Consider the following 24,327-nt stretch of genomic DNA (forward strand, 5'->3'; position numbering starts at 1 on the left):
GTGGGACTCAGGCCGCTTTGACGGCGCCCGGTTCCTGGGCTTCGCCCTCCAGAAGCGGATGTGCCATAGTGTGGTGCAGCGCCTCCTTGTCGAGTTCGCCCTCCGAGCGGCTGATGACGATGCAAGCGACACCATTGCCGACGAGGTTGGTCAGCGCACGGCACTCGCTCATGAACTTGTCGATGCCGAGCAGCAGCGCCAGCGAGCCGATCGGAATATCCGGCACGATGGCAAGCGTCGCCGCCAGTGTGACGAAACCGGCGCCGGTCACGCCCGAGGCACCCTTCGACGTGACCATGGCGATGCCGAGAATGCCGAGTTCCTGCCAGATGGTCAGGTGCGTGTTGGTCGCCTGCGCCAGGAACAAGGTCGCCAGCGTCATGTAGATGTTGGTGCCATCGAGGTTGAACGAATAGCCGGTCGGAATGACGAGGCCGACCACCGGCCGCGAGGCACCGAGATGCTCCATCTTCTGGATCATCTGCGGCAGGACCGTCTCGGAAGACGACGTGCCGAGCACGATCAAAAGCTCGTCCTTGATGTAAGCGAGGAAGCGAATGATCGAAAAGCCCGATAGTTTCGCGATGGCGCCCAGCACCAGCAGCACGAACAGCAGGCTGGTCAGGTAGAAGGTGCCGATCAGCATCGCCAGTCTGGTGAGCGAACCAATCCCATAAGCACCGATGGTGAAGGCCATGGCGCCGAAGGCGCCGATCGGCGCGACGCGCACCACCATGCGGATGACGCCGAAGAACACTTTCGCCGCTTGATCGATCGCATGAGCGATCGGCTGGCCGCGCTCTCCCAGCGCTGCGATGGCGAAGCCAGACAGGATCGATACCAGCAACACCTGCAACAGATCGCCCTTGGCCAGCGCGTCGAAATAACTGCTGGGGATAATAGCCAAAAGATGCGCGACGATGCCGTCTTCCTTGGCGCGCGTGACGTAGGTCGCCACCGATTTCATGTCGAGCGACGCCGGGTCGATGTTGAATCCGGCACCGGGCTGCAACAGCTCACCGACGATGAGGCCGATGGCCAGCGCCAGCGTGGAGACGATTTCGAAATAAAGCAGCGTCTTGACGCCGACGCGGCCGACACGGCGCAAATCGCCCATCGACGAAATGCCGTGAACCACCGTACAGAAGATGACCGGTGCGATCATCATCTTGATGAGCGCGATGAAGCCGTCGCCGAAAGGCTTCATGGCCTTGCCAAGATCGGGCCAGTAGTGACCGAGCAGAATACCAATCGCGATGGCGATCAGGACCTGGATATAGAGGATGCGATACCAGGGCGTGTGCGGGCGCGCCGCCGTGGCCGGCGCCGGAACTGCGATTTGCGACATGTTATTGCTTCTTGCCGTTCGAAGGGACGTTTCGCTGCGCACATAGGCTCGCGCACCGACGTCCAGCAAGGCCAGTCATGCAGAATTGATGCGGCTTGCCATGCCAAAAGAAACGGGTCGCACATGCCGATCGTTGCGACGAAAGACCAAGACAAGCAGGCTAAGCCTTCGATCTGCTGTTACTTCTCCAGCAGCACCGAACCGCCCTACAGCATGCCGGGACGGAAATGGCGACGCAGGTTGAGCGAGCGGCCCGACACCATGAACTGCCCCTCGCCGCGATAATGGATGGTTTTGGGATATTTCGGCGTGCGCGCCGCATGCGCCTTCACCACCTCGAAGATGAAGAAGTTGTAGCGATCGATCAGCCGGCCGTCGTGCAGCTTGCATTCAAGATTGGCGTTGCACTCGCCGATCAGCGGCGCCTTCACCTCATCCGCCTCTTCTGCCGTGAGTTTGAAAGTGGCGAACTTGTCCGTATCGGCGCCGGAACAGTTGCCGATCTGCGCCACCACCGAAGCGAGATCAACCGTCGGCACGTTGATCACGCATTGCCTCGAGCGGCGGATCAGTTCGAACGAATGATTGCCGCTCGAGATGACGCAGCCAACCAAAGCCGGCGTGAATTCCATCACCGTGTGCCAGCCCATCGTCATGATGTTCCGCTCGCCCTTATAGGCTGACGACACCAGCACCACCGGGCCCGGCTCGAGAAACCGGCGGACCTCGGCCACCGGGAAATCGGTCTTCCGGATCGGCTTCATGGCTTGGCCCTCCTCGACCGTTCGGCCCGGACTTTCGTTCGTTCAAATCGAACAGTTCGTGCTATATAATGAATTGGATCGAACATTCAGGCCAACCCATGATCGGCGCATTCCCTCTCGAATTGAACTCCGGAAATGCCCTCATGACCGCCGTTGCCCCCGATTCCGCCCCGTCGGCGGCCGCCCGCCTGCGCGCCAGCGTGACCGTCGTCCTGCCCGGCCTCGCCCTCACCTTCGCGATCGCCGCCGCCGCCTTCGGCCTGCGGCTGATCCCGGGCGTCTCGATCCTGAGCCCGATGATCCTCGCCATCCTCATCGGCATCGCCTTCCACAATCTCGTCGGCACGCCGCTGCGCGCCAAAGCCGGCATCACCTTCTCGCTCCGCCGCATCCTGCGCTTCGCCATCATCCTGCTCGGGCTGCAACTGACAGCCGCGCAGGTGGCCGAAGTGGGCGCCACCGGGGTCGCCATCATCGTCGTCACCCTGGTGGCAACGTTTGTCTTCACCAAGTGGTTCGGCGCGCTGATCGGCGTCGACAGCAAGCTCTCCGAGCTGATCGCCGCCGGCACCTCGATCTGCGGCGCCTCCGCGGTCATCGCGACCAATACGGTGACGCAGGGCCCCGACGAGGACGTCGCTTATGCCGTGGCAAGCGTCACCGTGTTCGGCTCGATCGCCATGTTCGTCTATCCGCTGCTGCCCGGCCTGTTGCATCTCACGCCGCACGAATACGGCCTGTGGAGCGGCGCTTCGATCCATGAGATCGCGCAGGTGGTCGCCGCCGCCTATCAGGATGGCGAGCAAGCCGGTTATTTCGGCACCATCGCCAAGCTGTCGCGCGTCATCCTGCTGGCGCCGCTGGTCATCGCGCTCGGCGTCATCGCCAGCCGCCGTCTCGGCACGGGTAAAGACTTGAGCAAGGCGCCGCCGTTGCCGTGGTTCGTGTTCGGCTTCATCGCGCTCATTATTGTCAACAGCCTCGTCACCATTCCCGCCGCCGCGAAAGAACTCATCGTGCCGACCACCGCGTTCCTCTTGTCGGTCGCGCTGGCGGCGATGGGGCTGGAAACGGACATCGCCAAACTGAAACGCAAAGGCTTGCGCCCGCTTCTGCTCGGGCTTGTCGCCTCGCTGTTCATCTCGGCGTTGAGCCTGATCCTGGTGAAGCTCGTCTACGCATGATCCGCCCATGAGCATGACGCTGGAACAACTGCGCATCTTCGTTGCGGTCGCCGAGCGCGAACATGTCACGCAGGCTGCGCGTGCGCTCAACCTCACCCAGTCGGCAGTCAGCGCTGCGGTGAGCGCGCTGGAGGCTCGTTACGGCGTGCGGCTGTTCGACCGCGTCGGCCGGCGCATCGAACTGACGGAAAGCGGCCGGCTGTTCCTGGCCGAAGCCCGTGCGGTGCTGGCCCGCGCCGCGGCGGCGGAAAACGTGCTCGCCGATCTGGCGGGCCTCAAGCGCGGCTCGCTTAGCCTGGCCGCCAGCCAGACCGTCGCCAGCTACTGGATGCCGCCACTGATGGCACGCTACCGCGAAAAATATCCCGGCATCGCCCTCAATCTCACCGTCGGCAACACCGAAACCGTCGCGGCCATGGTGCGCGACGGCGCGGTCGATCTCGGCTTTGTCGAAGGCGAGATCGATGAGCCGGCCCTGACCGCGATCCCCGTCGCCGACGACCAACTCATCGTCGTCACCCGCGCCGACCGGGCCTTGGAGCACCGGCAGCCCAAACGCCGCCAGCCGTTGCGTGCCACCGATCTGAAGGAAATGCGCTGGGTGTTTCGCGAACGCGGCTCGGCGACGCGCTCGATCTTCGAGGATGCCCTCACTGCTCTTGGCCTCGATCCCGCGACGCTCGACGTCGTGCTCGAACTGCCGAGCAACGAAGCGGTCCGTGCCGCGGTCGAGCACGGCGCCGGCGCGGCGGCCCTGTCGAAACTCGCCGTCAACGACGCGCTGGCATCGGGCGCGCTCACCGCGTTGAACTTCCCCTTGCCGAAGCGGCAATTCTACGCTGTCCGCCACCGCGAGCGCTGGATCAGCCAGGCCGAGCACGAATTGCTGGCCATGGCGTCGGAAAAAGCTAGCCCAACGCCGCTTCGTAAGCGTCCGGCTTGAAGCCGACGAGGATTTTCCCGCCGCCGATCTCCAGCACCGGACGCTTGATCATCGATGGCTGCGCCAGCATCAGCTTGATGGCCTTGGCTTCGGTCAGGCCTTCCTTGTCCTTGTCGGGCAGTTTCTTGAAGGTGGTGCCGGCCTTGTTCAGCAGTGTCTCCCAGCCGGCCTTCTTCACCCAGCCGGCGAGCTTGTCCTTGTCGATACCGGCGGTCTTATAATCGTGAAAAGCGTACTCGACGCCCTTCTTTTCGAGAAAGGCGCGCGCCTTCTTCATCGTGTCGCAGTTCTTGATGCCGTAAATGGTGATGGCCATGTCAGAGTACGCTCTCGATATCCGTTAATGCAAAATCGTCGCCGACGTAGAGCAGCCGGCATGAATGCTCCTTCGCCACGTCGTAAGCGAAGCAGTCGCCGAAATTGAGCGCCGCCGGATGATTGCCTCGGCCCCAGCGAGAATAGATCAGGGAAATTCGCTCCGCAGTCGACTGCGTGATGGCAATGGCTTGAACTTTCATGCTGCGGCTCAATTCAACCATCTCGCTGCCAACGTTCCGGCGCTGCGACACAATAAAGGCTTCGACCAGCGTGCCCGCCGAGATTAGAATGCGGTCTTCCGCCGATAACGCATCGACGCAAGCCTTCCACAATGGTTCGCGGAGAATGACGGCCATCAACGCCGACGTATCGACGGCGATCATTTCGGCAGGCCGTCGTCGTCATAGAGGAAGTCCTGGCTACGCGCGGCATCAGGTCCCGGAAGGGCCTTGGCGCTCGCGCGCTCGCTGATGTCTTCGAGAATCTTTCGTTTCTCTTCGGCCGTCGGCTGGTGCTCGACCGGCACAAGGCGAACCGCCGGCTGGCCGTGACGTGTCAGTACGATCTCCTCGCCGGCTTCGGCGCGGCGGACGAGTTCGGTCAGTTGGCCTTTGGCTTCGGTGACTGGGACTCGCAAGGGACTATGCTCCGATCAGGCTCGCAATTTAGACCATTGAATGGTCCATTTCAACGCGGCTGCGGCAACCTGTCATATAACTTAGGTCTTTACCTAAGTATCGAACAATCATAAGGTCCCTCCATGACGCCGGCGACCACACCACATCATGCAACCGCCACCGCGATCGACGGCGTGTTCCGCGCGCTCTCCGATCCGACGCGCCGCGACGTGCTGGAGCGCCTGAGCGCGAAGCCCGCCTCGATGAGCGATCTCGCCGCGCCCTACCGTATGGCGCTGCCGTCATTCCTCGAACACATGAAGGTGCTCGAAGGTTGCGGCCTCGTGCGCTCGGAGAAGAAAGGCCGCGTGCGCACCTACGCACTGGCACCGGAGAATTTCAAAATTGCCGAAGACTGGCTCGGCAGACAAAGAAAGCTGTGGGAGCGAAGGCTCGATCAGCTCGACGCATACCTACTCGAAATGAAAAGCAAGGGAGATACGAAATGACGTCACTGCCGTTCAAGACCGATCCGAAGCTCGACCTCGTGCTCGAGCGCAATATCGATGTGCCGGTCGATCTGGTCTGGAAGGCGTGGACGACGCCGGAGCATCTCAAGCACTGGTTTTGCCCCAAGCCGTGGATGGTGACGGAATGCGAGATCGACCTGCGGCCGGGCGGAATCTTCCGCTCGATCATGCGCGGCCCCGAAGGCCAGGAGTTCGAAAACATCGGCTGCTATCTCGAGGTCGTGCCCAACAAGAAGCTCGTCTTCACCGACACGCTGCTGCCGGGCTACCGGCCTGCTGCCAATCCATTCTTCACCGCATACCTACTGCTCGACGGTAACGGCGAGCGCACCCGCTACACCGCGGTTGCGATGCACGGCAACGAGGACGCGCGCAAGAAACACGAGGACATGGGCTTCCATGACGGCTGGGGCACCGTGGTGACGCAGATGGTCGCCTTCATCAAGGCCGGCTTCAAGCCGACCTGAGCCGCATGAAGAGACGCCCGCGCAAGGCGGGCGTCTCCATTCATCAACCTTCGATCTCAGGCCTTGAAGAAGGCCAGCAGATCCTTGTTGATGACGTCGGCGTGCGTCGTCGCCATGCCGTGCGGGAAACCCTTGTAGGTCTTGAGCTCACCCTTCTTCAGCAGCTTGACCGCAAGCAGAGCCGAGTCGGCGATCGGCACGATCTGGTCGTCTTCGCCATGCATCACCAAGGTCGGCACCTCGATTTTCTTGAGGTCGTCGGTAAAGTCGGTTTCCGAGAAGGCCTTGATACAGTCGTAATGCGCCTTGGCGCCGCCCATCATGCCCTGCCGCCACCAGTTGTCGATCACGCCCTGCGACACCACCGCGCCCGGACGGTTGAAGCCGTAGAACGGGCCGGCCGGAACGTCGCGGAAAAATTGCGCGCGGTTGCTTGCGGTCGCGGTGCGGAAACCGTCGAACACGTCGAGCGGCAAGCCGCCCGGATTGGCAGCGGTCTTGAGCATGATCGGCGGCACGGCGCCGAGCAGCGCGGCCTTGGCGACGCGGCCATTGCCGCCATACTGCGCGACATAACGCGCGACTTCACCGCCGCCGGTCGAATGGCCGACGTGGATGGCGTTCTTCAGGCCGAGATGCGCGGCCAGTGCGTCGACGTCGGCGGCATAGGTGTCCATTTCATTGCCGGTGTCGGTCTGGCTGGAGCGCCCGTGGCCGCGGCGGTCGTGGGCGATGACGCGGTAGCCCTCGCCGAGGAAAAACAGCATCTGAGCGTCCCAGTCGTCGGCGCTCAGCGGCCAGCCGTGATGAAAAACGATGGGCTGGGCGGTCTTCGAGCCCCAGTCCTTGTAGAAGATTGTGGTGCCGTCCTTGACGGTTATGTAGCCGCCGCCCGCATTGGTCTCGCTCACAACACTCTCCATTTTGTTACTGCGATATTTATTATCGCGATATCTTTTTCTAGCGCGCATCGCCGCATCGGTCAAGATAATATTTATCGCGATATCTATTTGCGCGGAGCCACAGACTGTCATACCTTCGTCGCAAGCGGCCGCTCCGCGCCGCGCAAAGGGAACCGCCGGCCGTGCACCGTCCGCTCGACGAACACTTCTGCTTCACGCTTTACGCCACCAGTATGGCAGTTACGCGAACCTACAAACCGATGCTCGACGAGCTAGGCATCACCTACCCGCAATATCTGATGCTGACGGCGCTGGCCGAGCAAAACGGAATGACCATCGGCGCCATTGCCGCCCGTCTGGGGCTCGAGTCCAGCACGGTGACGCCCCCGGTGAAGCGGCTGGAGCAAGCCGGCTTCGTTCACCGCAAGCGCAGCAGCACCGACGAACGGCAGGTGACCGTGCACCTGACCGCTGCCGGCCGCGCGCTGCTCACAAAGTGCAAATGTCTCGGCGATACGCTGATCGAGAATTCCGGCGTCAGCGAAAGCCAGCTCGCGAGCCTCAATCGTCAGCTCCAGAAGATCCACCGGACGCTGTGCGACAAGCTCGACGCCGGCGCCAGGCCCCGGCCCAGCTGATCAACCACGCTGGATAAGCCGCAGCCACGGCCCGGCGTGGAACAGGCTCATCAACGCATACATCATTGCCATGCCGTCCATGGGCGAACCGCCACCCAGATATGTGCACAGCATATCGGCCGGTCCGCCGAACGCACCGGTCCACAATGCCATTAGCGCGACGACCGGCGCAGCCGCTAAGCTTAGCAGTCGGACGATGTCAGGAGCGGCATCGCCGCTCCCGAGCCGGTCGCGCCCAGGTCCGATCGCCGACCGCGCGGTCCATCGCCTCACCCGCGCGCCTGCGCGCCGCAACACGATGCAGCATTCGCCGTGCCGGACTCGTAACGGTCGTGGTGACGCACCCATGCCATCGTGAACGGCAGGTTCTGCTCGTCGCGACCCTTCGGCGTCAGGTCGAGCATGCGATAGGTACCCATCATCACTTCGACGCCGCGGCCATAGGTCGAATAAGTGTGGAAGAGGTTGCCGTTCTCGTCCTTGATGAACACGCTGACGCCGGGCAATTCGTCGCGGACAAAGGGCGAGGTGCCGTAATTGTACACCGGCGAACCCTTGGCAACCTCGTCCGGCGTGAAGCTGACGCGGAAGTCGTAGTTAAAGCTCGTACCGCCCGACGACAGCCACTTGAACTTCCAGCCCATGCGCCGCTTGAAGCGCACGATCGCGTCGTAAGGCGCGCGCGAGATGGCGACGAACGTGACGTCGCGTTGCGCGAGGTGCGGGATCATGCCGTCGCTATGGTCGGCCATGTAGGAGCAGCTCTTGCAGCCCTCCTCCCAGCCCGGCGCCAGCATGAAATGCTGCACCATGAGCTGGCGACGGCCGGCGAACAGATCGGAGAGTGTCTCATGGCCGTCCGGCCCTTCGAACACATAGTCCTTCTCGACCTTGACCCAAGGCAGTTGGCGGCGCAATTGCGCGACCTGGTCGCTGTGCCGCATCAGTTCCTTCTCTTCATCGAGCAACGCCATGCGCTGCTTCAGCCAGTCTTCGCGCGATACAATATGTTCACTCATGACTCTTCTCCAGTCTCGCTTGCGGTCTCAGGTCACTTCGGTAGACGCTTGGCGTATTCAGCTTTGAGCTTGACCCAGCTATCCCAGAACGGCTCGGCTTTCAGGCCGCGCATCTTCGCCACCAGAATATCGAGATGGGCGTGCCAGCCGGGGCCTACCATGAACATGATGCCGGGATCCGGCATACGGCGATGAACGAGCGTCAGCAGCACTTCGTCCCCTTGCGGCGTGAGGGTAAATGTCACCTCGCCATGCTTGCCGAATGTGTAAGACAGAATGTGCGGCGGATCGTATTCGAGAAGTTCGCAGACCGCGCTGTGCTGGTCGCCGAATCCATCGGGCCGCTTACCCGGCGGATCGGTGAGTTCGTCGTTGCGCCAGGTGAGTTCGAATTCGGTGCCGGCCTTCGTCGCCATGTCGCCTGACGCCAGCCACTGCCGGCGCAGATCGCTTCTTGTCAGGTAATCCCAGACCCGCTCGATCGGCCCAGGCAATACGCGCTCGATTTTCAGCGTCGCCGGCTCGATCACTTCGCCATAGCTGCCAGGAAGCATGATGTCGGTCATGGACGCGGTCCCTTCTTCTTGTCGGTACGTGGTTTGCCAGCGGCGACTGGCTTGCGCGCGTCGTCCGCACGCAACAGGTTTTCGAGAATGTCGAGACGGCTGAGCCAGAAGCGCTCGTAATGGCCGAGCCATTCATGAGCGCTCGCCAACGGGCCGGGTTCGAGACGGCACATGTGCGTTCGTCCCTTCACTTCGCGGCGGATAAGCCCCGCGCCTTCCAGCACCTTGATGTGTTTGGAGGCCGCGGCGAGCGAGATCGAAAACGGTTCGGCCAGTTGGCCGACCGAGCGCTCGCCGGCGGCGAGGTCACGCAACATCTGCCGGCGCGTAGCGTCGCCGAGGGCGTGAAAAACGGTGTCGAGCTGAGGCGCCAATAATTCAACCATACGGTTGAATATAGACCGACCGAAGGATTAGTCAACCGGTTGGTTGAATATTTTCGGCGAATACCCAAACTCTGAACCGACGGCCTGGCGGCGCCGCGGTCGCTCAAGAACGAGAATGCCCGCCCGGAGACCTCCGTGGCCTATTTCGCCGTCGGCACTACCGGCACGTCGTCGTAGCGCGACGTCAGATTGGCGCCGCCAGCTTGGCCCAGACTTCGCCGGCATCGTCCGCGAAATCGAAGGCGTTGAACTCGGCCGGGTCGACCATGCCGGCGCGCGCCAACTCGTCAAAGTTCACGATGGATTTCCAGAACGCGCGATCGACCATGATCGTCGTCACCGGCGGCGCCTTGCGCGTGACGCGCAGGTTCAGGATTTCGAACAGTTCGTCCAGCGTGCCGAAGCCACCGGGAAACACCACCAGCGCATTGGCGCGCATGGCAAGATGCATCTTGCGGATCGAGAAGTAGTGAAACTGGAACGTCAGGTCCGCCGTCGTGTAGGGATTGGGCTTCTGTTCGAATGGCAGCTCGATGTTGAAACCGATCGACGGCGCACCGGCGTCGTGCGCGCCGCGGTTCGCCGCTTCCATGATGCCCGGGCCGCCGCCGGTCGCGATCACATTGTCATGGATCTGGCCGCGCGGCCGCAACGCCCCGCCCTGCTCCGACGCGATCCGGCCGAAGGCACGCGCCTGCTGATACCAGAACGGATGACGTCCCGGCCCGTTCTCGCGGACGCGCGCCGAACCGAACACTACAATGGTCGACCGGATGCGCCAGCGGCACAGTGCCTCCTCCACCGTATTGAACTCGGTTTGCAGCCGCTCGCCGCGACTGCCGTTGCCCGGTCCAAACTCACCGCAGAGCGGCTCCTCCGGGTCGGTTATCGGGGTGCGTTTCCGTTCGTCCGTCACGTCAGAGCCCGTCGAACCACGTTTTCCACTGCGGCACGGCCGTCGCATAAGTCCCACGATGCGAGGTCGCGCCGGTCGAGACCGCTTGCACCTGATTATTACCATTGCCGATGGCATGCTGATACGTCGCCGCGAGCTGGCCGAGGCCGGTCGAAATCGCCTCGTCCGTCTCGCCATAGTAATTGCGCGTCGGCGACTTGACGATCCAGCGATAGGCGGTCGTTTGCGCCACGAGCTTGCCGTAGGCCGACTCAGCGAAGAACTGCGGATTGAAGTAATCCGCCTTCAAAAGTTTACGCAGGTCGGTCGGCACGTCGGCCGGGTTGAACGGCTCGCGCAAATAGGCCTTGCGCGCGACATCGTAATAAGCGTCTGCGATCAACGACCGCGCCAGCCCCGGCACGCCGTAATAATTTTCGAACGAGAACGACGACAGGATGAAGAGTGAATTCACCCAGTCGGCATCGATCTTGCGCGGAAAATTCAGAAAGCCGTTGAGCGCGACGAAGATATCGACCGGCGCGCTGGCGGTGACGGCGGCATCGACCTTGACGCCAGCGGCCTCGAGCTTTTCGAGGAACGTCATGGTGACGAAACCGCCCTGCGACCAGCCGGCGATAAACAGCTTCGGGCTCTCCAGCTTCATATGCGCAAGAACGGCGCGGCTCGCCATCAGCATGTCATAGGTCGCCTGTTGATGGCTGGCCCTGACCATGTAGCCTTCCGGCTCCTTGGAAGAGCCCATGCCGAAATAGTCGGCGCCGATGACGATGTAGCCCTGCCCGGCGAACTGCGCGAGCATCAGCTGCGTTTCCGGCGACTGGTCCGGAAAGGACGGCACCTGCGTCTTCTCGTAGACCGTGCCGTGCTGATAGGACACCAGCGGGAACGACGTGCCGGCAATGTCGGGAATGGCGATGAGGCCCGTCGCGACGATCGGCTTGTTGCCGCGCTCCGGCACCACCGAGTTATAGGTTACGCGGTACAGCTTCACCGCGTTCTTGGCTGCGCTGTATTTGACGGTGACGCCGAAGAACTTTGGCGTGTCGTCGGTCAGCACCTTGTTGAGCTTGTCGGTATCCCAGCGGCCGATCTGTTCATAGGTCACGCCGGACGATATCTGCACGGCACCGCTGCTCTGGGCGGCGGCCGGTGCGGTAAAGGCGACAGTGGTCAGAATGACGGCAGCCAGCGCACGAACGAACATTCGCATTCTCCCAAATAGCTGGATCGAGATTGCCCGGCCCGGCTTAACGTTCGCTGAATAGGGCCGCGCCGCTCGCCCGGGTTACCCGACGCTGAGCGCCAGAATGCGGCTGATCTCGCGCTGCGGCCGCCCGGTTTCGCTGGTCCAGGCGTTGAAAGCCTCCTGCACCGCGCGCATAGAGGCCTTTGAGGTCGGCGTATTGTCGATGACGCCCTCGCGGATCAGGGCCTTGGTCACGTCGCCCGAGAGAATGAAAGCATCCCAACCGTTGAAGCGCAGGAAATACATCACAGAATTGCCGCCCAGCCTCGAAGCGTACTTCTTCAGATAGTCCATCAATCCGACCTGGTCGGACGTCGGCCAGCTTTTGAGAAAGGCCGCGAACGAGCGGTGCTCCTCGGCGATGTCGCGCACGAAGCGGGCATTGGCGATCGTCGCCTTGATCTTCGGTCCGTTGCGGACGATGCCGGTATCTTTCATCAGCCGCGCGATGTCCTTCGCGCCATAGACCGCAACTTTCTTCGGATCGAACTTATCGAAGGCGCGCTCAAAACCCGGCCATTTCTGTTCCACCACGTCCCAGGAAAAGCCGGCCGAAAAGATGGCCTTTGCCATGCCGGCAAGAAAGCGGTCGTCTTTCTGGTCGAGGCTGCGATACTCGCGACGTTGCTCCGCGAGCTTTGCCTTTACGCCGGCGGCGCCGTGATGCTTCTCGGCGAGAGCGACGATGGTGGAGAATTTGCGCAAGGTCACGACAGGCATTCTCCGTCAGGACACCGCGAATTTAACATGACCGTTTTCATCGATCGGCCACGCCGGATTCCAGGCGATTTCCCAGGCATGCGCATCCGGATCGGCGACATAGCCGCGAAAACCGCCATGCGGGGGCTCGTCGGGCGCACGCAGCAGATTGCCGCCGGCCGCCGTCAGGCGCCCGATCAGGGGGACCACCTGATCCCTGTCGCGCACATTGTGCGCCAACGCGAAGGCGCCGGGCCGCATCAGGTCAGTGCGCATCATGTCGCTCGCGAGTGCCGCCGTGCGCCAGGTCGACAGGACGAAACCGTTCATCTGATAAAAGATCACTTCGTCGGTCTCGAAGGCAGGCGTCCAGCCAAAACCTTCCGTGTAAAAACGCCGTGAGCGCGGCAATTCGGCAATTCCCAGGGTAATGACGGCAATTTGCTGCATGAACGCATCTCCTTCTGCTGCTTTGGCTGCAGATGGCGGCGCCAGTCGCGCCGCATTGACTGATTCGTACAACCTTAACTGGCGGCTTGCGAGGAAGTTTCCCCAGGAAGCTTTGCACTTGACCGATTTGGACAGTTGACCTAATTATTTGGACGATCATCCTATCCGGCAACGGCATCGCGCCGCCCTGAAGAAAGAGCCGATGAGCAGCACCACCCGCGAGCAAATCATCACGACCGCCGACCGGCTGTTCTATGAGAACGGCTATGAGCACACCTCGTTCGCCGACATCGCGGCCGCCGTGAACATCTCGCGCGGCAATTTCTACTACCACTTCAGGACCAAGGACGAGATCCTCACCGCCGTCATCGACGCGCGCCTCGCCAACACCCGCGGGATGCTGGAGGACTGGGAGCGTGAAACCGCCGATCCGGCCGAACGGATACGCCGCTTCATGCATATGATGATCGCCAATCGCACCGCCATCAAACGTTACGGCTGCCCCGTCGGCACGCTGGCCGCCGAAATGGCCAAGCTGGACCATGCCGCGCGCGGCGATGCCAACAGGCTGTTCACCCTCTTCCGCACTTGGCTCGCCGCGCAGTTCAAAACGCTGGGGTGTGGCACACAATCCGATGCGCTCGCCATGCACCTCCTCGCGCGCAGCCAGGGCGTTGCCACACTGGCCAGCGCCCTCCGCGATGAGCGCTTCATTCGCCATGAAGTAGCGCTGATGGAGGACTGGCTCGCCGCGGTCGCCGGCGGCAAGGCTCGCAAGCGCGGCAAACGTCAAACCCACTGATTGCGTCATCGAGGAGATTCTAAATGTTCATCGTGTTGCTCAAGTTTTCGGACAACAAGGCGAAGGCCGGCCAGTTCATGGAGGGCCACAAGGCGTGGCTGAAGCGCGGTTTCGACGACGGCATTTTCCTGATGGCCGGCAGCCTCAAGCCGCAGCTCGGCGGCGGCATCATGGCGCACAACATTTCGCGCGACGCCTTGCAGGCCTTCGTCGGCGACGATCCTTTCGTCGCCCATGACATTGTCGCCCCTGAGATCATCGAATTCGAGCCATCGCAACAACGGCCGGAGCTTCAGGGCTTGTTCGGTTGAACCGAGCCCACATATTCACTCGACCGCCGCTATCGGCTTGATGACAGGACATTGGAAATGACCGAGACGACCGCCTACACCCCGCCCAAAGTATGGACCTGGAACAAGCCCTCCGGCGGCCAGTTCGCCAACATCAACCGTCCTGTTTCCGGGCCGACCCACGAAAAAGAACTGCCGGTCGGCAAGCATCCGCTGCAACTTTATTCCCTGGCGACACCCAATGGCCAGAAAGTCACGATCATGCTCGAGGAGTTGCTCGCGCTGGGTCACAAAGGCGCGGAATACGACGCCTGGCTGATCAAGATCGGCGACGGTGAGCAGTTCGGCTCCGGCTTCGTCGCCGTCAATCCGAACTCGAAGATCCCCGCCTTGATGGACCGCAGCGGGGCGAAGCCGATCCGCGTGTTCGAATCCGGCGCCATCCTCACTTATCTTGCCGAGAAGTTCGGCGCCCTCCTGCCCGCCGATCCGGCGGCACGCGCCGAATGCTTCTCATGGCTGTTCTGGCAAATGGGCAGTGCGCCTTATCTCGGCGGCGGCTTCGGCCACTTCTATGCCTATGCGCCGACCAAGATCGAATATGCGATCGATCGATTCTCGATGGAGACGAAACGCCAACTTGATGTGCTCGACAAGCGCCTCGCCGACAACGAATACATCGCCGGCCCCGACTACACCATCGCCGACATCGCGATCTTCCCGTGGTACGGCGGCCTGGTGAAAGGCTGGCTGTACGGCGACTCGGCGACCTTCCTCAGCGCCCACGAGTATAAGCACGTCAACCGCTGGGCCGATCAGTTACTCGCCCGCCCCGCCGTCAAGCGTGGCCGCATCGTCAATCGCGTCTCGGGCGATCCGAAGAGCCAGCTGCACGAGCGCCACGACGCCAGCGACTTCGAGACGAAGACGCAGGATAAGTTGGCACCGGCGGGCTAGCGGCGCCTGAGCTTCGTCATCGAGTTGCGGGTGCCGTGGATTGCCGCTCGCGCCACCGCGCCGGCGGCAATCCAAACTCGCGCTTGAACGCCCGGCTGAATGCCTCTTCGGATTCATAGCCGACCAGATGCGCCAGCTGGGCAACGGTCTTCTGCGTCTCCCGCAGATGAAGCTTCGCGGTTTCGAGCCGCCACAATGTAAGGTACCGGATCGGCGGAACACCGACCAGCGCCGAGAACCGATCCATAAAGGCGCTGCGCGACAGGCCGACCTCGCGTGCGAGCGCTTCGGCCGACCAGTACGCCCCGATGTCCCGATGAATCAGCGCCAGCGCCCGCCCGACATGCGCATCTTTCATCCCTTTCAGCCAGCCAGCATTGCCGTCGGCCTGTGTCGTCGCATATTGGCGGACGGCCTCGACCAGAAGCGTTTCCGAAAGACGCGACATCACGCTTGACGAGGCCAGCCTACCCTCCGCGAGTTCGCTAGCGGCAAAACGGACCGATGCCTCGATCCAGTCGCGCGACATGCCCTTACGTAAATCCAGCGTCAACGCCCGCGGCAGGGCCGCGATCACCGGATTGTAACTGCCCTCGCTGGCGAGAAATCCGCAAACGATCTGGGTCTCCTCGCCGCCTCCGCCATGGCGGAGGTGGGCAAGGCCGCCGTCCGGGGACATCTGAACAAGCTCCCCGGCAGGCACCGGCTTCAACCCGGGTGCGCTGGACATGATGTGCATATCGTTGTGCGGCAGGAGAACGATCTCGCCGGCGCGAACCTCGACGGAAGGCGCGCCTTCGATGGAGAGCAGCAACCGGCCATCGATGACGACGTGATAGCCGATCACCTGACCCGGCTTTGTCAGAAACCGGGTGCAATCGTCGGCGGAAATCCGCGCAGTGACGGACCATGGCGCCGTGAACCGGGCGTCGAGAAAGACGCCTCCGGTCAGGCGAACCGAGCCCAGCACGTCCGAAAGCGGGTCCATCTGCACGCCACTCGATAATTTGGACGGTCGGTCAGGCAACCCGGCCGGACGGTCATTCGCACCTGACAGGGCACAGCATACACGATCCGCGAAATTAAATCCTGGACACACACAAGCGGAGAACTGAAATGCAAACCGACAAGCTGGTCATCCTCGTGACCAAAGGCATCGATTCGGAATTGTCATCCGTCGCCTTCACTATCGCCAATGGCGGACTGACGGCCGGGCTCAAGGTTTCGATTTTTCTGACAAGCACCGCCATCGACCTGGTCCGGCGCGGCGGCCAGAAGCTCACCCATGTGGCGCCGCTGCAGTCGCTTTACGGACTAATCGAGGACTTCCAGAAACGCGGCGGCGTCATCTGGGCCTGCCCGCCCTGCGTACAGTCTCGCGGCTACGAGCAGGCCGACCTGCTCGACGGCGTGATCATCACCGGCGCGGCTGCCATGCATGCCGAAATCAAGGCCGGCGCCGCGACGCTTTCCTTTTGACCGGCGCGCTAGGTTCTAGGCACGTGTGTGCCGAAGCCGCCACCTGACCCGATGTCCGGCGACCCGCGATACGTCGCCGACATCGCGATCGTCCCGTGGTGCGGCGGGCTGCGTCATACCTGTGTCCGGCCTCGGGCCATTCGGATCAGGCCGTCAAGATTGATCGCCGTTGTCGACGCGCGCTCGCGTAACTCGCGAAGGTCGTAAGCGAGATTGGCGATCGTACCGAGGCCGATCCGGCCTTCGGACAAGTCCTGGCGCAGCAGCGCATTGAGGATGCCGGCTTCCACCGCCGTGTGGCTCTGAATGCCGGCGGCCACCGAATTGCCAAACCGCTCGCCTGCATCGGCGGGCCGCAGGTGATAGTTGGCCAGCACGCGCGGAACAAGCTGGATGTCGAATCGCGACAACAGCCGCATATAGAAATCCCAGTCGCCGAGGACCGGCAGTTCCTCACGGTACCATCCCAGCTCCTCGTGCATCCGGGCGCGGTAGAGAAATGAGATCGGCGGAATGAAATTCCGCGCCGCCATGCGGAACAGCGTCACGTTCTGCAACCAGGCATTGAACGGCCGGATACCCTTCTGCGTCACGCTGCCGTCGATCACCACTTCGTCGATGTATTGCGAATGGCAGACGACGCCGCCAACCGATGACGGTTGGCTGTCGAGTGCCGACACCATCGTCGCCAGGAATGCCTCATGCCAGCTGTCGTCGTCGTCGTGAATGACCACAAGATCGCCGCGCGCCGCCCTCACGCCGGCATTGGCGGCCGCCCAACGGCCCTTGGAAGTGGCGTGATGAATGACGCCGGTCCTGTCCCGAACGACATCGGGTACCTGTTCGAGCAGTTGGTCGAGCGCCGCGGCATCGCCACCGTCATTGACGATGATGATCTCCCAATCCAGGAAACTTTGCTGCTGGACGCTGAGCAGGCTGCGCACCAGAAACAGCAGCCGATCCTTGGTGCGGATGACGATGGAAACGCGGGGCATATACGGCCTTCTAGCCTGCCGAAACCGGCATGGCGCGCTCTTCCGCATCGGACGGCGCAAGGGCGGGCGCTCCCACCATCACCTTGTCGAACACCAGCAGGGTTTTCTCAGCGTCGACATGGGGTAAACGATACGTAACCACCTCGCTCAGTGCCAGATCGAGGCCCGCCGCCGCCTGATCATAGAGATCCCTCGAACGCCAGCGCACATGACGTGCCCTGCTTTTCGTCCGCGCGAAGTGCTCCAGCACAATGAGCCGGCCACCGGGCTTGAGATCCAGCGCCAGCTTCTTGAAAGCGCGCGCCCACAAAGCATCATCGATAATATGAAAGAACACGTCGAGGCAGATGACGGCATCGACCGGCGGCAACACGACCTGATCGAAGGCCTTCACGATAAAGGTGCCGGCCGGGACCCGCGTTTGGGCCTGGGCAATGGCGGCTTCCGAAAAATCGGCACCGACGACTTGAAAGCCGAGCTCGGCGCACAGCGCGCTAACCACGCCGGTGCCGCAACCCGCGTCGAACAACACCTTTCCCGCCGGCTCGGGAAACTTTGCCAGCAGCGCCGCCCGCAGGTGCTCGGCGTTGACAGCATAGTCCTCCCGGTTCTGTTCCTCGCTCAAGCCGATGTGAGCGACGCTGCGGATCGACCCTTTTAACGCGGTATGGCGATCTTCCCAGTAGCGATGCGGATCGAAGAGGCTGGCAGGCTCGGCGCCGAGCAGGCCGCGAATGGCCTCCATCTGGCGGGCGATCGAATAACGCTCGGTCACGAACGAACGATATTTATTCGGCGCGGCCTCCCGGATACGTTCGACCGCCTGATCGACGGTCGCAAACAAGGTTTCCGACGGCCAGGTCTTCACCGCACCGGGGAAATCATGAACGACCGGCCAACAACCGCTCGCCATCGCCTCGCCGATGTTCATTCCGAAGCTTTCGTAAAGTGTCGTCGACAGCAGCACGCCTTTGTCGCGATACCAGGTCTCGATATCGGCGATCCGCCCATAGAAACTGATCGACTGCTTGAGACCCATGGTCGCGATGAGGTGAGCGAGGTACCGCGCCGTGCGCGGGCAGTTAACTTCACCGGCGACATGCAGATGATAACCGGGGTCGATATCGACCAGGCGCCGCAATATCTGCAGCGCCAGCATCGGGTTCTTCTTCATCGCGACGTCGCCGACCCAGGCGATGTGGTGAGGATTTCCCGCACTGTCTCCTGGTGCGAACCGGTCGCAGTCGATGCCGTTCGAGATGACCGAATGCCGCACGCGACGGGACAGCTGTGGCATCTGCTTTAAAAGCTCGTCGCGGATGTCCTCGCTGACGAAGACCAGATCATCGACTTCCTCCCAGTTGACCTGATGCGGGAAGCTTCCGTCGATGACCTCGGTGGAATGCAGCCGCACAATGACTTTCTTGCCCTGCGCGCGCATATCGACATTCCTGGTGGCCCAGACGGCCGGCTCCAGACACCATTCCAGCCAGACGATGTCGGCCCACGAAATGAGTTCGACCATCTCGGCGCCTTGGCGCGCATTGGAGAACCTGATGTCGAAATCCGGCTCCAGCGCGGTCATGATATCTCGCAGGAATGACGTATCGCGCGACTTCAGCGCGTCAAAGAATACGAGGCGCAGGCGCCGGCCCGCTGACAAGGTGGGGCGTGAATTGTCCACGGGCCGGCTACCTCTCCAGAACTGAAGCGTTCTGGATTTGATACGGCCAAACTCCGTGGATCAGGCGGGAAATGTGGGATCGGGGACGAATGACCCGCGCCGAAAAAGGCGTGAGCCGGTGCCGTACCTCACGAGCATTCTACATCTCGAACTCGACCTTCACGCTCGGCGCCGAGCGGCGCGCCGGGCCGTGATAGACGGCCTCGATATTGTTGCCGGCGGGATCGAGAACGAAAGCCGCGTAATAGCCGGGATGATATTTGCGCTTGCCCGGCGCGCCGTTGTCCTTACCGCCAGCTGCCAGCGCCGCCTTGTAGAAGGCATCGACCGTCGCCTCGTCCTTGGCCTGGAATGCCAGATGATGCCGCCCTGTTGTCTTGCCGAGCGCCGCCTCGCTGCTGGGTATCGAGATGAACAGTTCGTCGGCCCAGAAATAATCGTCGCCGCTGCCCGCCAGCGGAATGTCCAGCACCTTGAACACCGCTTCGTAAAAGCGCCGCGCCGCGGCAAGGTCGTCGACCACGAGCTGGATGTGATCGATCAGGCGACCGCGATGCAGTTCCATCGTTTCCATGACGGGCTCCTTTTTCAGTTCCAGTAGAACGGCGTCCGTCGTGCCATGTTCCCCTGCACGAGGCAAAGCGAGCGCATTGCCGCAGCTTCCCCTGTCCGCCGCGATGCGCCCGCCCGCCGGGCAGCTATGCACCCGCCTCCTTGGTCGATGCAGGTGAGTGCCGCGTCTTGACGAGACTCCAGACGACGCCGGCCGCGATGATCGCGAAGGTGACACCGAGCGACAGCGCGGCGGGCACCTTCTCGATGCCCAGCAGATCGGCGACGAAGATCTTGCCGCCGATGAAGAGCAGCACGATCGCCAGCGCCGGCTTCAGATAGGTGAAGCGGTGGATCATCGCGGCGAGCGCGAAATACAGCGCACGCAGGCCGAGGATGGCGAAGATGTTGGACGTGTAGACGATGAACGGGTCGGTGGTGATGGCGAAAATCGCCGGCACCGAATCCACCGCGAAGATCACGTCGGCGATCTCGACCATGACCAGCGCCATGAACAGCGGCGTGATGTAACGGACCATCTTGCCGGTCCGCGGATCGAGTTTCCTGACGAAGAAATTCGGCCCGTGATGCTCGTCCGTGACTTTGAAGCGCCGCCGCAGGAAGCCGATGACCGGGTTGTTGCCGATCTCGGGCTCCTTGTCGCCCATCCACAGCATCTTGATACCGGTCAGGATCAGGAAGGCTGCGAAGATGTAGAGCACCCAACCGAACTGCGAGACGAGCGCCGCGCCTAATCCGATCATGATGGCGCGCAGCACGATCACGCCGAGAATGCCCCAGAACAGCACCCTGTGCTGATACTTCCTCGGTACCGCGAAGAACGAGAAGATCAGCGCGATGACGAAGACATTATCGAGCGCCAAAGTCTTCTCGACGACGAAGCCGGTCAGGTAGTTCATGCCGGGTTCGGCGCCGAGTTGCCACCAGACCCAGCCGCCAAAGGCGAGGCCAAGACCGATATAGCCCGCCGACAGGATCAGGCTTTCGCGCACCTCGATCTCGCGATGGTCGCGGTGAAGAACGCCGAGGTCGAACACCAGCAAGGCGATGACGACCGCGATAAAGCCAAGCCACATCCAGACCGGCGTGCCCAGCCAGTCGGCGAACAGAAACGACAAGTCCACGAAGGTCTCCAACCGGCCCGAATTCCGAACCTGGCGTCCGACATCGCGAGAGGACCGGTGTCTCTCGCCAGAGGGGCCCGGACAGTGAGCGGGGCCGCCGCGGCCGGCCTCAGAGGCCTAAACCGCAGCTTCGAAGCCGATATAGGTCGAAACTATTGATAGCTCAAATTGATTATGACAATATAGGTATTAGTTTTTAGCTATTGGTCCGATGCCCTTTCGCCCCACCCTCCGCCAACTGGAATATGTGGTCGCGCTGGCCGAATTCGGCCATTTCGGCAAGGCCGCGCGCCGCTGCCACGCCTCCCAGCCGACCTTGTCGGTCCAGATCGGGCTGGTCGAGGAAGGTCTCGGCGTCCAGTTGTTCGAGCGCACGCCGACCGCCGTACTGATCACGCCGGCCGGGGAAAAGTTCATTCACGGCGCCCGCCTGACGCTCGCAGCCATGAACGACCTCATGGATTCGGTGGCGAGCGATACGCGCGCGCTAGGCGGCACCGTGCGGCTTGGCACGCCGCCGAGCTTCGGCCCCTACTTCCTGCCGACCTTCCTGCCGCCGATCCATCGCACCTATCCCGATCTGAAAATCTACATCGCCGAGGACCGCCCGGCCGCGATCGAGGCATCGGTCGCCGAAGGCCTGCTCGATTGCGGCATCGGACCGGCGTGCGAGCAGCCCGGACTGACGTTCATGCGCATCGGCACCGAACGGTTCTTTCTCGGCGTGCCCGCCGACCACCGGCTCGCATCGCAGGCGACCGCGCACGTTTCCGACCTCAAGGGCGAGCGTCTGCTGGCGCTGGGCAGCGGCAACCGGCTTCTGGAAAATGTCCGCCATCTGGCGCAAGTCAGCGCTGCAATCGTCGTCGACGACTATGAAGGCACCAGCCTCGACGCCATCAGGCAGATGGTCTCGATCGGCATGGGCTGCTCGCTTTTCCCCGAACTTTACGCCCGCGCCGAGTTTCGCAATGCGGAGGATGTGCGGCTGCTCGAGATCGAGGACTGGCAGGAGACGCGCACCGTCGGTCTCTATTTTCGCGATACCAGCGGACGCAAGCGCCATTTCGAAGAGCTTGCCGCCGAGGCACGCCGCGCCGCGGCAAAGCTCGGGATCAGCGCAGCTGCTTAGACGTCAGGCGAAGGCTCGCGCACCAGCCGTTTGATCGCCAGCAGCATCAGCACGCCACCGCTGCCGAGAATCGCCGACATCGCCAGCGCGCCCTCGACGCTGATGCGGTCCATCATCACCGCGAAAGCGAAAGGCGCAACCGAGCCGACGACCAGTCGCACGGACATGACCTGGCCCTGCCGGGCGCCATAGCCGCGCGCGCCGAACAGCGCCAGCGGCAAGGTCCCCCCGACAATGCTGTAAAGCCCACTGCCCATGCCGAAGACGATGGCGAACAGCACCGCTCCGGTAAAGGACGGCGCACTGACCAGCAGCACGACAAGCCCGGCCGGCAGCAGCGCGGCGGAAAACAGCGCCAGCGTCACCTGCGACAACTCCTTGCCGAACACCATGTTGATGAAGCGGATCACCACCTGTGACGGCCCGAAAATCGTGCCGACAACAACGCTGGTCAGTCCGAGCCCCAGCGCCTGGAGCATCGGCAACATGTGAACGAGAGTGGCCGAACTGATGAAGCTCTCGAATGCGAAAGCCGCCGCCATCAGCATGAAGCCTTTGCGGCGTGCATCCGGTGCGAGCAGGCCGTCGTCCGTGCGGACGGCGCCTGATGTGCTGCCCGCTTCGTCCTTCGGACGGATAACGCTGTCCGTGACCGGTCGCGACAACCAGATATGAATGGGCAGACACAGCACCACATGCGCGGCGGCGAAGACCAGATAGACCTGTTGCCAGGTCAGAACGCCGTGCAGCCAGGTGGTCAGCGGCCAGAAAATCGTCGAGGCAAAGCCCGCGACCAGCGTCAGGTAGACGATGCTGCGCTGGGCCCTGTCGTGATGACGCTGCACGAGCAGCGAAAACGCAGCGCCGTATTGAACGAGCGTCGAGACAATCTCGCTCGCCAGCAGCGCCGGCACGAATGAAGCACCGGAGGGTGCTATCGCGCAGGCCACCAGCGCCGCTGCCGCGACCAGCGATCCGATGCTCATCATCCGCCCGGCGCCGACACGATCGATCCATCGCCCCGCCAGCGGCGCGGCAAGCCCGCCGATCAGCAAGGCAACCGAAAACGCACCGAAGAGCCATTCGGTCGACCAGCCGAAGTCTTGCGCCATCGACGGAGCGAGGATGCTGAAGCTGTAATAGAGCGTGCCGTAGCCAATGATCTGGGAAAGCCCCAGCGCGGCGACATCGGTCCCAAGCCGCATTCACATGGTCTCACTTGGCCTCGATTGCAGCGCGTGGCGCGACGGCAACGGCAGCGTCTCTTACAGCCTTCTTCCGGCGCTCTCAAGAGACCGGCCGGCACCGTTCACGCAAAGCGCTTGGCGCCCGCCACGCACAGGACGACGACCGCCGTCGAGGCGATCATGCCCCAGGCCACGGATTCGTGCAGCAGCAGCGCCGCCAGCATCAGCCCGAAGAACGGCTGCAGCAATTGGAGCTGCCCGACCACGGCGATGCCGCCCTGCGCCAGCCCGCGATACCAGAAGATGAAGCCGACCAGCATGCTGAACACCGACACATAGGCGAGCGCGACCCAAGCCGGCACACCGATGCCGCTCCATGAGACGGGCATCGTCATGAGCGCAACCGCCGCCATCAAAGGCAGCGACATCAGCAGCGCCCAGGAAATCACCTGCCAGCCGCCGAACCGGCGGGACAGTGTCGCGCCTTCGGCATAGCCGAGGCCGCACAAGAGGATCGCCGCCACCATCATCAGGTCGCCCGTTACGGAGGCGCTGTCGCTGTTGTAGAGCGCAAAGCCAGCGACGGTAGCGGCGCCGATGACCGAGAAAATCCAGAATGCGGGCTTCGGCCTCTCGCCGCCGCGCAGCACACCGAACATCGCGGTCGAAAGCGGCAACAGGCCGATATAGACGATGGAATGCGCCGAGGTGATGTGCTGCAGCGCCAGCGCCGTGAACAGCGGAAAGCCGACCACAACGCCAACAGCCACGATCGTCAGCGGCACCATGTCGGCGCGCGACGGCCGTGCCTGCCGCAGCGCGAACAGGAAGGCGGCACCGAGCACAGCGGCAATCGCCGCCCGCGCTGATGTCAGAAACATTGGCGAGAAATCGGCGACACCGACCCGCGTCGCCGGCAGCGAGCCGCTGAAGATGATGACGCCGAGCAGCCCATTGCCCCACCCGGCTGGTATCAATGACACAGAAACATCTCCGGCGTCATCGCCATCAATTCATCAATGAAACAGATCGCTTCATTCAATGCATTGATAAGGCGCGACGATTCAAACACGTCGTGCCTTATGGATAGAAGGCGGCTCTCGCGGCG

General features: G+C 62.5%; 30 protein-coding genes. 10 read left to right on the forward strand and 20 right to left on the reverse strand.

All coding sequences use genetic code 11. From position 1 onward, the window contains the following. Positions 1-7: 7 nt before the first annotated feature. Together E8Q40_RS13975 and E8Q40_RS13980 are read right to left on the reverse strand one after the other, a co-directional pair. On the reverse strand, positions 8-1,348 hold the full coding sequence (locus tag E8Q40_RS13975; RefSeq protein ID WP_137045127.1) for a dicarboxylate/amino acid:cation symporter: 1,341 nt from the start codon (positions 1,346-1,348) through the stop codon (positions 8-10). Between the two features lie 206 nt (positions 1,349-1,554). Beyond that, positions 1,555-2,112 (reverse strand): flavin reductase family protein, encoded by a 558-nt coding sequence (locus tag E8Q40_RS13980; protein WP_137045128.1) that lies wholly within the window; start codon positions 2,110-2,112, stop codon positions 1,555-1,557. Between the two features lie 212 nt (positions 2,113-2,324). Between E8Q40_RS13980 and E8Q40_RS13985 the strand changes: the two genes are divergently transcribed. Together E8Q40_RS13985 and E8Q40_RS13990 are read left to right on the forward strand one after the other, a co-directional pair. Next, a complete protein-coding gene (locus E8Q40_RS13985) occupies positions 2,325-3,296 on the forward strand; it encodes a YeiH family protein (RefSeq protein ID WP_370455261.1) in 972 nt (323 codons plus the stop codon). A 13-nt stretch (positions 3,297-3,309) separates the two neighbouring features. Beyond that, the gene (locus E8Q40_RS13990) at positions 3,310-4,239 is read left to right on the forward strand and encodes a LysR family transcriptional regulator (RefSeq protein ID WP_137046726.1); all 930 of its coding nucleotides are present in this window, start codon (positions 3,310-3,312) and stop codon (positions 4,237-4,239) included. On the opposite strand, the gene E8Q40_RS13995 is transcribed toward E8Q40_RS13990, so the two are convergent. From E8Q40_RS13995 to E8Q40_RS14005, 3 genes are read right to left on the reverse strand one after another with little or no spacing between them, the layout of a single operon-like run. Then, a complete protein-coding gene (locus E8Q40_RS13995) occupies positions 4,205-4,555 on the reverse strand; it encodes an ArsC family reductase (RefSeq protein ID WP_137045130.1) in 351 nt (116 codons plus the stop codon). The genes E8Q40_RS13990 and E8Q40_RS13995 overlap by 35 nt on opposite strands. A gap of 1 nt (position 4,556) precedes the next feature. Next, positions 4,557-4,940, reverse strand: a complete 384-nt coding sequence (locus tag E8Q40_RS14000; RefSeq protein WP_137045131.1) for a type II toxin-antitoxin system VapC family toxin — start codon at positions 4,938-4,940, stop codon at positions 4,557-4,559. Next, positions 4,937-5,194: a type II toxin-antitoxin system Phd/YefM family antitoxin gene (locus E8Q40_RS14005; protein ID WP_137045132.1), complete on the reverse strand. Its 258-nt coding sequence runs from the start codon at positions 5,192-5,194 to the stop codon at positions 4,937-4,939. Before E8Q40_RS14005 ends, E8Q40_RS14000 begins: the two co-directional genes overlap by 4 nt. 123 nt (positions 5,195-5,317) lie before the next feature. Here E8Q40_RS14005 and E8Q40_RS14010 point away from each other — a divergent pair, with 123 nt between their 5' ends. Together E8Q40_RS14010 and E8Q40_RS14015 are read left to right on the forward strand one after the other, a co-directional pair. After that, positions 5,318-5,683, forward strand: a complete 366-nt coding sequence (locus tag E8Q40_RS14010) for a metalloregulator ArsR/SmtB family transcription factor (RefSeq protein WP_137045133.1) — start codon at positions 5,318-5,320, stop codon at positions 5,681-5,683. Then, positions 5,680-6,171 carry an SRPBCC family protein gene (locus E8Q40_RS14015; RefSeq protein ID WP_137045134.1) on the forward strand — a complete coding sequence of 164 codons (492 nt, stop codon included), beginning with the start codon at positions 5,680-5,682 and terminating at the stop codon, positions 6,169-6,171. The genes E8Q40_RS14010 and E8Q40_RS14015 overlap by 4 nt, the downstream gene beginning before the upstream one ends. Before the next feature lie 56 nt (positions 6,172-6,227). Here E8Q40_RS14015 and E8Q40_RS14020 read toward each other — a convergent pair whose 3' ends face one another. Continuing rightward, positions 6,228-7,082, reverse strand: coding sequence for an alpha/beta fold hydrolase (locus E8Q40_RS14020; RefSeq protein WP_370455189.1), 855 nt, complete (start codon positions 7,080-7,082; stop codon positions 6,228-6,230). 173 nt (positions 7,083-7,255) lie between these two features. Here E8Q40_RS14020 and E8Q40_RS14025 point away from each other — a divergent pair, with 173 nt between their 5' ends. Next, positions 7,256-7,711: a MarR family winged helix-turn-helix transcriptional regulator gene (locus tag E8Q40_RS14025; protein WP_168197842.1), complete on the forward strand. Its 456-nt coding sequence runs from the start codon at positions 7,256-7,258 to the stop codon at positions 7,709-7,711. A gap of 269 nt (positions 7,712-7,980) precedes the next feature. Here the strand turns inward: E8Q40_RS14025 and E8Q40_RS14035 are convergent, their stop codons facing one another. The 7 genes from E8Q40_RS14035 to E8Q40_RS14065 all read right to left on the reverse strand — a co-directional run bounded on the left by E8Q40_RS14035 (position 7,981) and on the right by E8Q40_RS14065 (position 12,996). After that, complete coding sequence (locus E8Q40_RS14035) at positions 7,981-8,730, reverse strand: thioredoxin family protein (RefSeq protein ID WP_137045136.1); 750 nt, start codon at positions 8,728-8,730, stop codon at positions 7,981-7,983. A 32-nt stretch (positions 8,731-8,762) separates the two neighbouring features. Continuing rightward, a complete protein-coding gene (locus E8Q40_RS14040; RefSeq protein WP_137045137.1) occupies positions 8,763-9,296 on the reverse strand; it encodes an SRPBCC family protein in 534 nt (177 codons plus the stop codon). Next, entirely contained in the window at positions 9,293-9,682 is a 390-nt protein-coding gene (locus E8Q40_RS14045) for a helix-turn-helix transcriptional regulator (protein WP_137045138.1), read from the reverse strand. Before E8Q40_RS14045 ends, E8Q40_RS14040 begins: the two co-directional genes overlap by 4 nt. A gap of 184 nt (positions 9,683-9,866) precedes the next feature. Further along, on the reverse strand, positions 9,867-10,598 hold the full coding sequence (locus E8Q40_RS14050; RefSeq protein WP_246662844.1) for an LOG family protein: 732 nt from the start codon (positions 10,596-10,598) through the stop codon (positions 9,867-9,869). Position 10,599: 1 nt separating this feature from the next. After that, entirely contained in the window at positions 10,600-11,805 is a 1,206-nt protein-coding gene (locus E8Q40_RS14055; protein ID WP_205995517.1) for a S9 family peptidase, read from the reverse strand. Positions 11,806-11,886: 81 nt separating this feature from the next. Next, a complete protein-coding gene (locus tag E8Q40_RS14060) occupies positions 11,887-12,558 on the reverse strand; it encodes a DNA-3-methyladenine glycosylase I (protein WP_205995519.1) in 672 nt (223 codons plus the stop codon). A gap of 15 nt (positions 12,559-12,573) precedes the next feature. Next, positions 12,574-12,996 carry a VOC family protein gene (locus E8Q40_RS14065; RefSeq protein ID WP_137045141.1) on the reverse strand — a complete coding sequence of 141 codons (423 nt, stop codon included), beginning with the start codon at positions 12,994-12,996 and terminating at the stop codon, positions 12,574-12,576. A 202-nt stretch (positions 12,997-13,198) separates the two neighbouring features. Here E8Q40_RS14065 and E8Q40_RS14070 point away from each other — a divergent pair, with 202 nt between their 5' ends. The 3 genes from E8Q40_RS14070 to yghU are packed head-to-tail and all read left to right on the forward strand — an operon-like array spanning position 13,199 to position 15,045. Next, positions 13,199-13,798, forward strand: a complete 600-nt coding sequence (locus tag E8Q40_RS14070; protein WP_137045142.1) for a TetR/AcrR family transcriptional regulator — start codon at positions 13,199-13,201, stop codon at positions 13,796-13,798. Between the two features lie 23 nt (positions 13,799-13,821). After that, positions 13,822-14,109: a YciI family protein gene (locus E8Q40_RS14075; protein WP_137045143.1), complete on the forward strand. Its 288-nt coding sequence runs from the start codon at positions 13,822-13,824 to the stop codon at positions 14,107-14,109. A 57-nt stretch (positions 14,110-14,166) separates the two neighbouring features. Next, complete coding sequence (gene yghU, locus E8Q40_RS14080; protein ID WP_137045144.1) at positions 14,167-15,045, forward strand: glutathione-dependent disulfide-bond oxidoreductase; 879 nt, start codon at positions 14,167-14,169, stop codon at positions 15,043-15,045. Positions 15,046-15,061: 16 nt separating this feature from the next. Here yghU and E8Q40_RS14085 read toward each other — a convergent pair whose 3' ends face one another. Next, positions 15,062-16,033, reverse strand: coding sequence for an AraC family transcriptional regulator (locus E8Q40_RS14085; protein WP_137045145.1), 972 nt, complete (start codon positions 16,031-16,033; stop codon positions 15,062-15,064). Positions 16,034-16,161: 128 nt separating this feature from the next. Between E8Q40_RS14085 and E8Q40_RS14090 the strand changes: the two genes are divergently transcribed. After that, positions 16,162-16,524 (forward strand): DsrE family protein, encoded by a 363-nt coding sequence (locus tag E8Q40_RS14090; protein ID WP_137045146.1) that lies wholly within the window; start codon positions 16,162-16,164, stop codon positions 16,522-16,524. A 113-nt stretch (positions 16,525-16,637) separates the two neighbouring features. Here the strand turns inward: E8Q40_RS14090 and E8Q40_RS14095 are convergent, their stop codons facing one another. From E8Q40_RS14095 to E8Q40_RS14110, 4 genes are all read right to left on the reverse strand, one after another. Further along, complete coding sequence (locus tag E8Q40_RS14095) at positions 16,638-17,519, reverse strand: glycosyltransferase (RefSeq protein ID WP_168197843.1); 882 nt, start codon at positions 17,517-17,519, stop codon at positions 16,638-16,640. 10 nt (positions 17,520-17,529) lie between these two features. Next, positions 17,530-19,104, reverse strand: a complete 1,575-nt coding sequence (locus E8Q40_RS14100; protein ID WP_137045148.1) for a glycosyltransferase — start codon at positions 19,102-19,104, stop codon at positions 17,530-17,532. Between the two features lie 238 nt (positions 19,105-19,342). Beyond that, positions 19,343-19,777 carry a VOC family protein gene (locus E8Q40_RS14105; RefSeq protein ID WP_137045149.1) on the reverse strand — a complete coding sequence of 145 codons (435 nt, stop codon included), beginning with the start codon at positions 19,775-19,777 and terminating at the stop codon, positions 19,343-19,345. A gap of 124 nt (positions 19,778-19,901) precedes the next feature. After that, complete coding sequence (locus tag E8Q40_RS14110) at positions 19,902-20,900, reverse strand: TerC family protein (protein ID WP_137045150.1); 999 nt, start codon at positions 20,898-20,900, stop codon at positions 19,902-19,904. A gap of 211 nt (positions 20,901-21,111) precedes the next feature. Here E8Q40_RS14110 and E8Q40_RS14115 point away from each other — a divergent pair, with 211 nt between their 5' ends. Next, positions 21,112-22,032 carry a hydrogen peroxide-inducible genes activator gene (locus E8Q40_RS14115; protein WP_137045151.1) on the forward strand — a complete coding sequence of 307 codons (921 nt, stop codon included), beginning with the start codon at positions 21,112-21,114 and terminating at the stop codon, positions 22,030-22,032. Here E8Q40_RS14115 and arsK read toward each other — a convergent pair. Then, entirely contained in the window at positions 22,029-23,237 is a 1,209-nt protein-coding gene (arsK, locus tag E8Q40_RS14120) for an arsenite efflux MFS transporter ArsK (RefSeq protein WP_137045152.1), read from the reverse strand. The two genes, E8Q40_RS14115 and arsK, sit on opposite strands and share 4 nt — an antisense overlap. A 104-nt stretch (positions 23,238-23,341) precedes the next feature. Next, positions 23,342-24,202: a DMT family transporter gene (locus E8Q40_RS14125; protein WP_205995521.1), complete on the reverse strand. Its 861-nt coding sequence runs from the start codon at positions 24,200-24,202 to the stop codon at positions 23,342-23,344. Between the last annotated feature and the right edge of the window lie 125 nt (positions 24,203-24,327).

The sequence above is a fragment of the Pseudolabrys sp. FHR47 genome (genome assembly GCF_005153485.1).
Lineage (GTDB): Bacteria > Pseudomonadota > Alphaproteobacteria > Rhizobiales > Xanthobacteraceae > Pseudolabrys.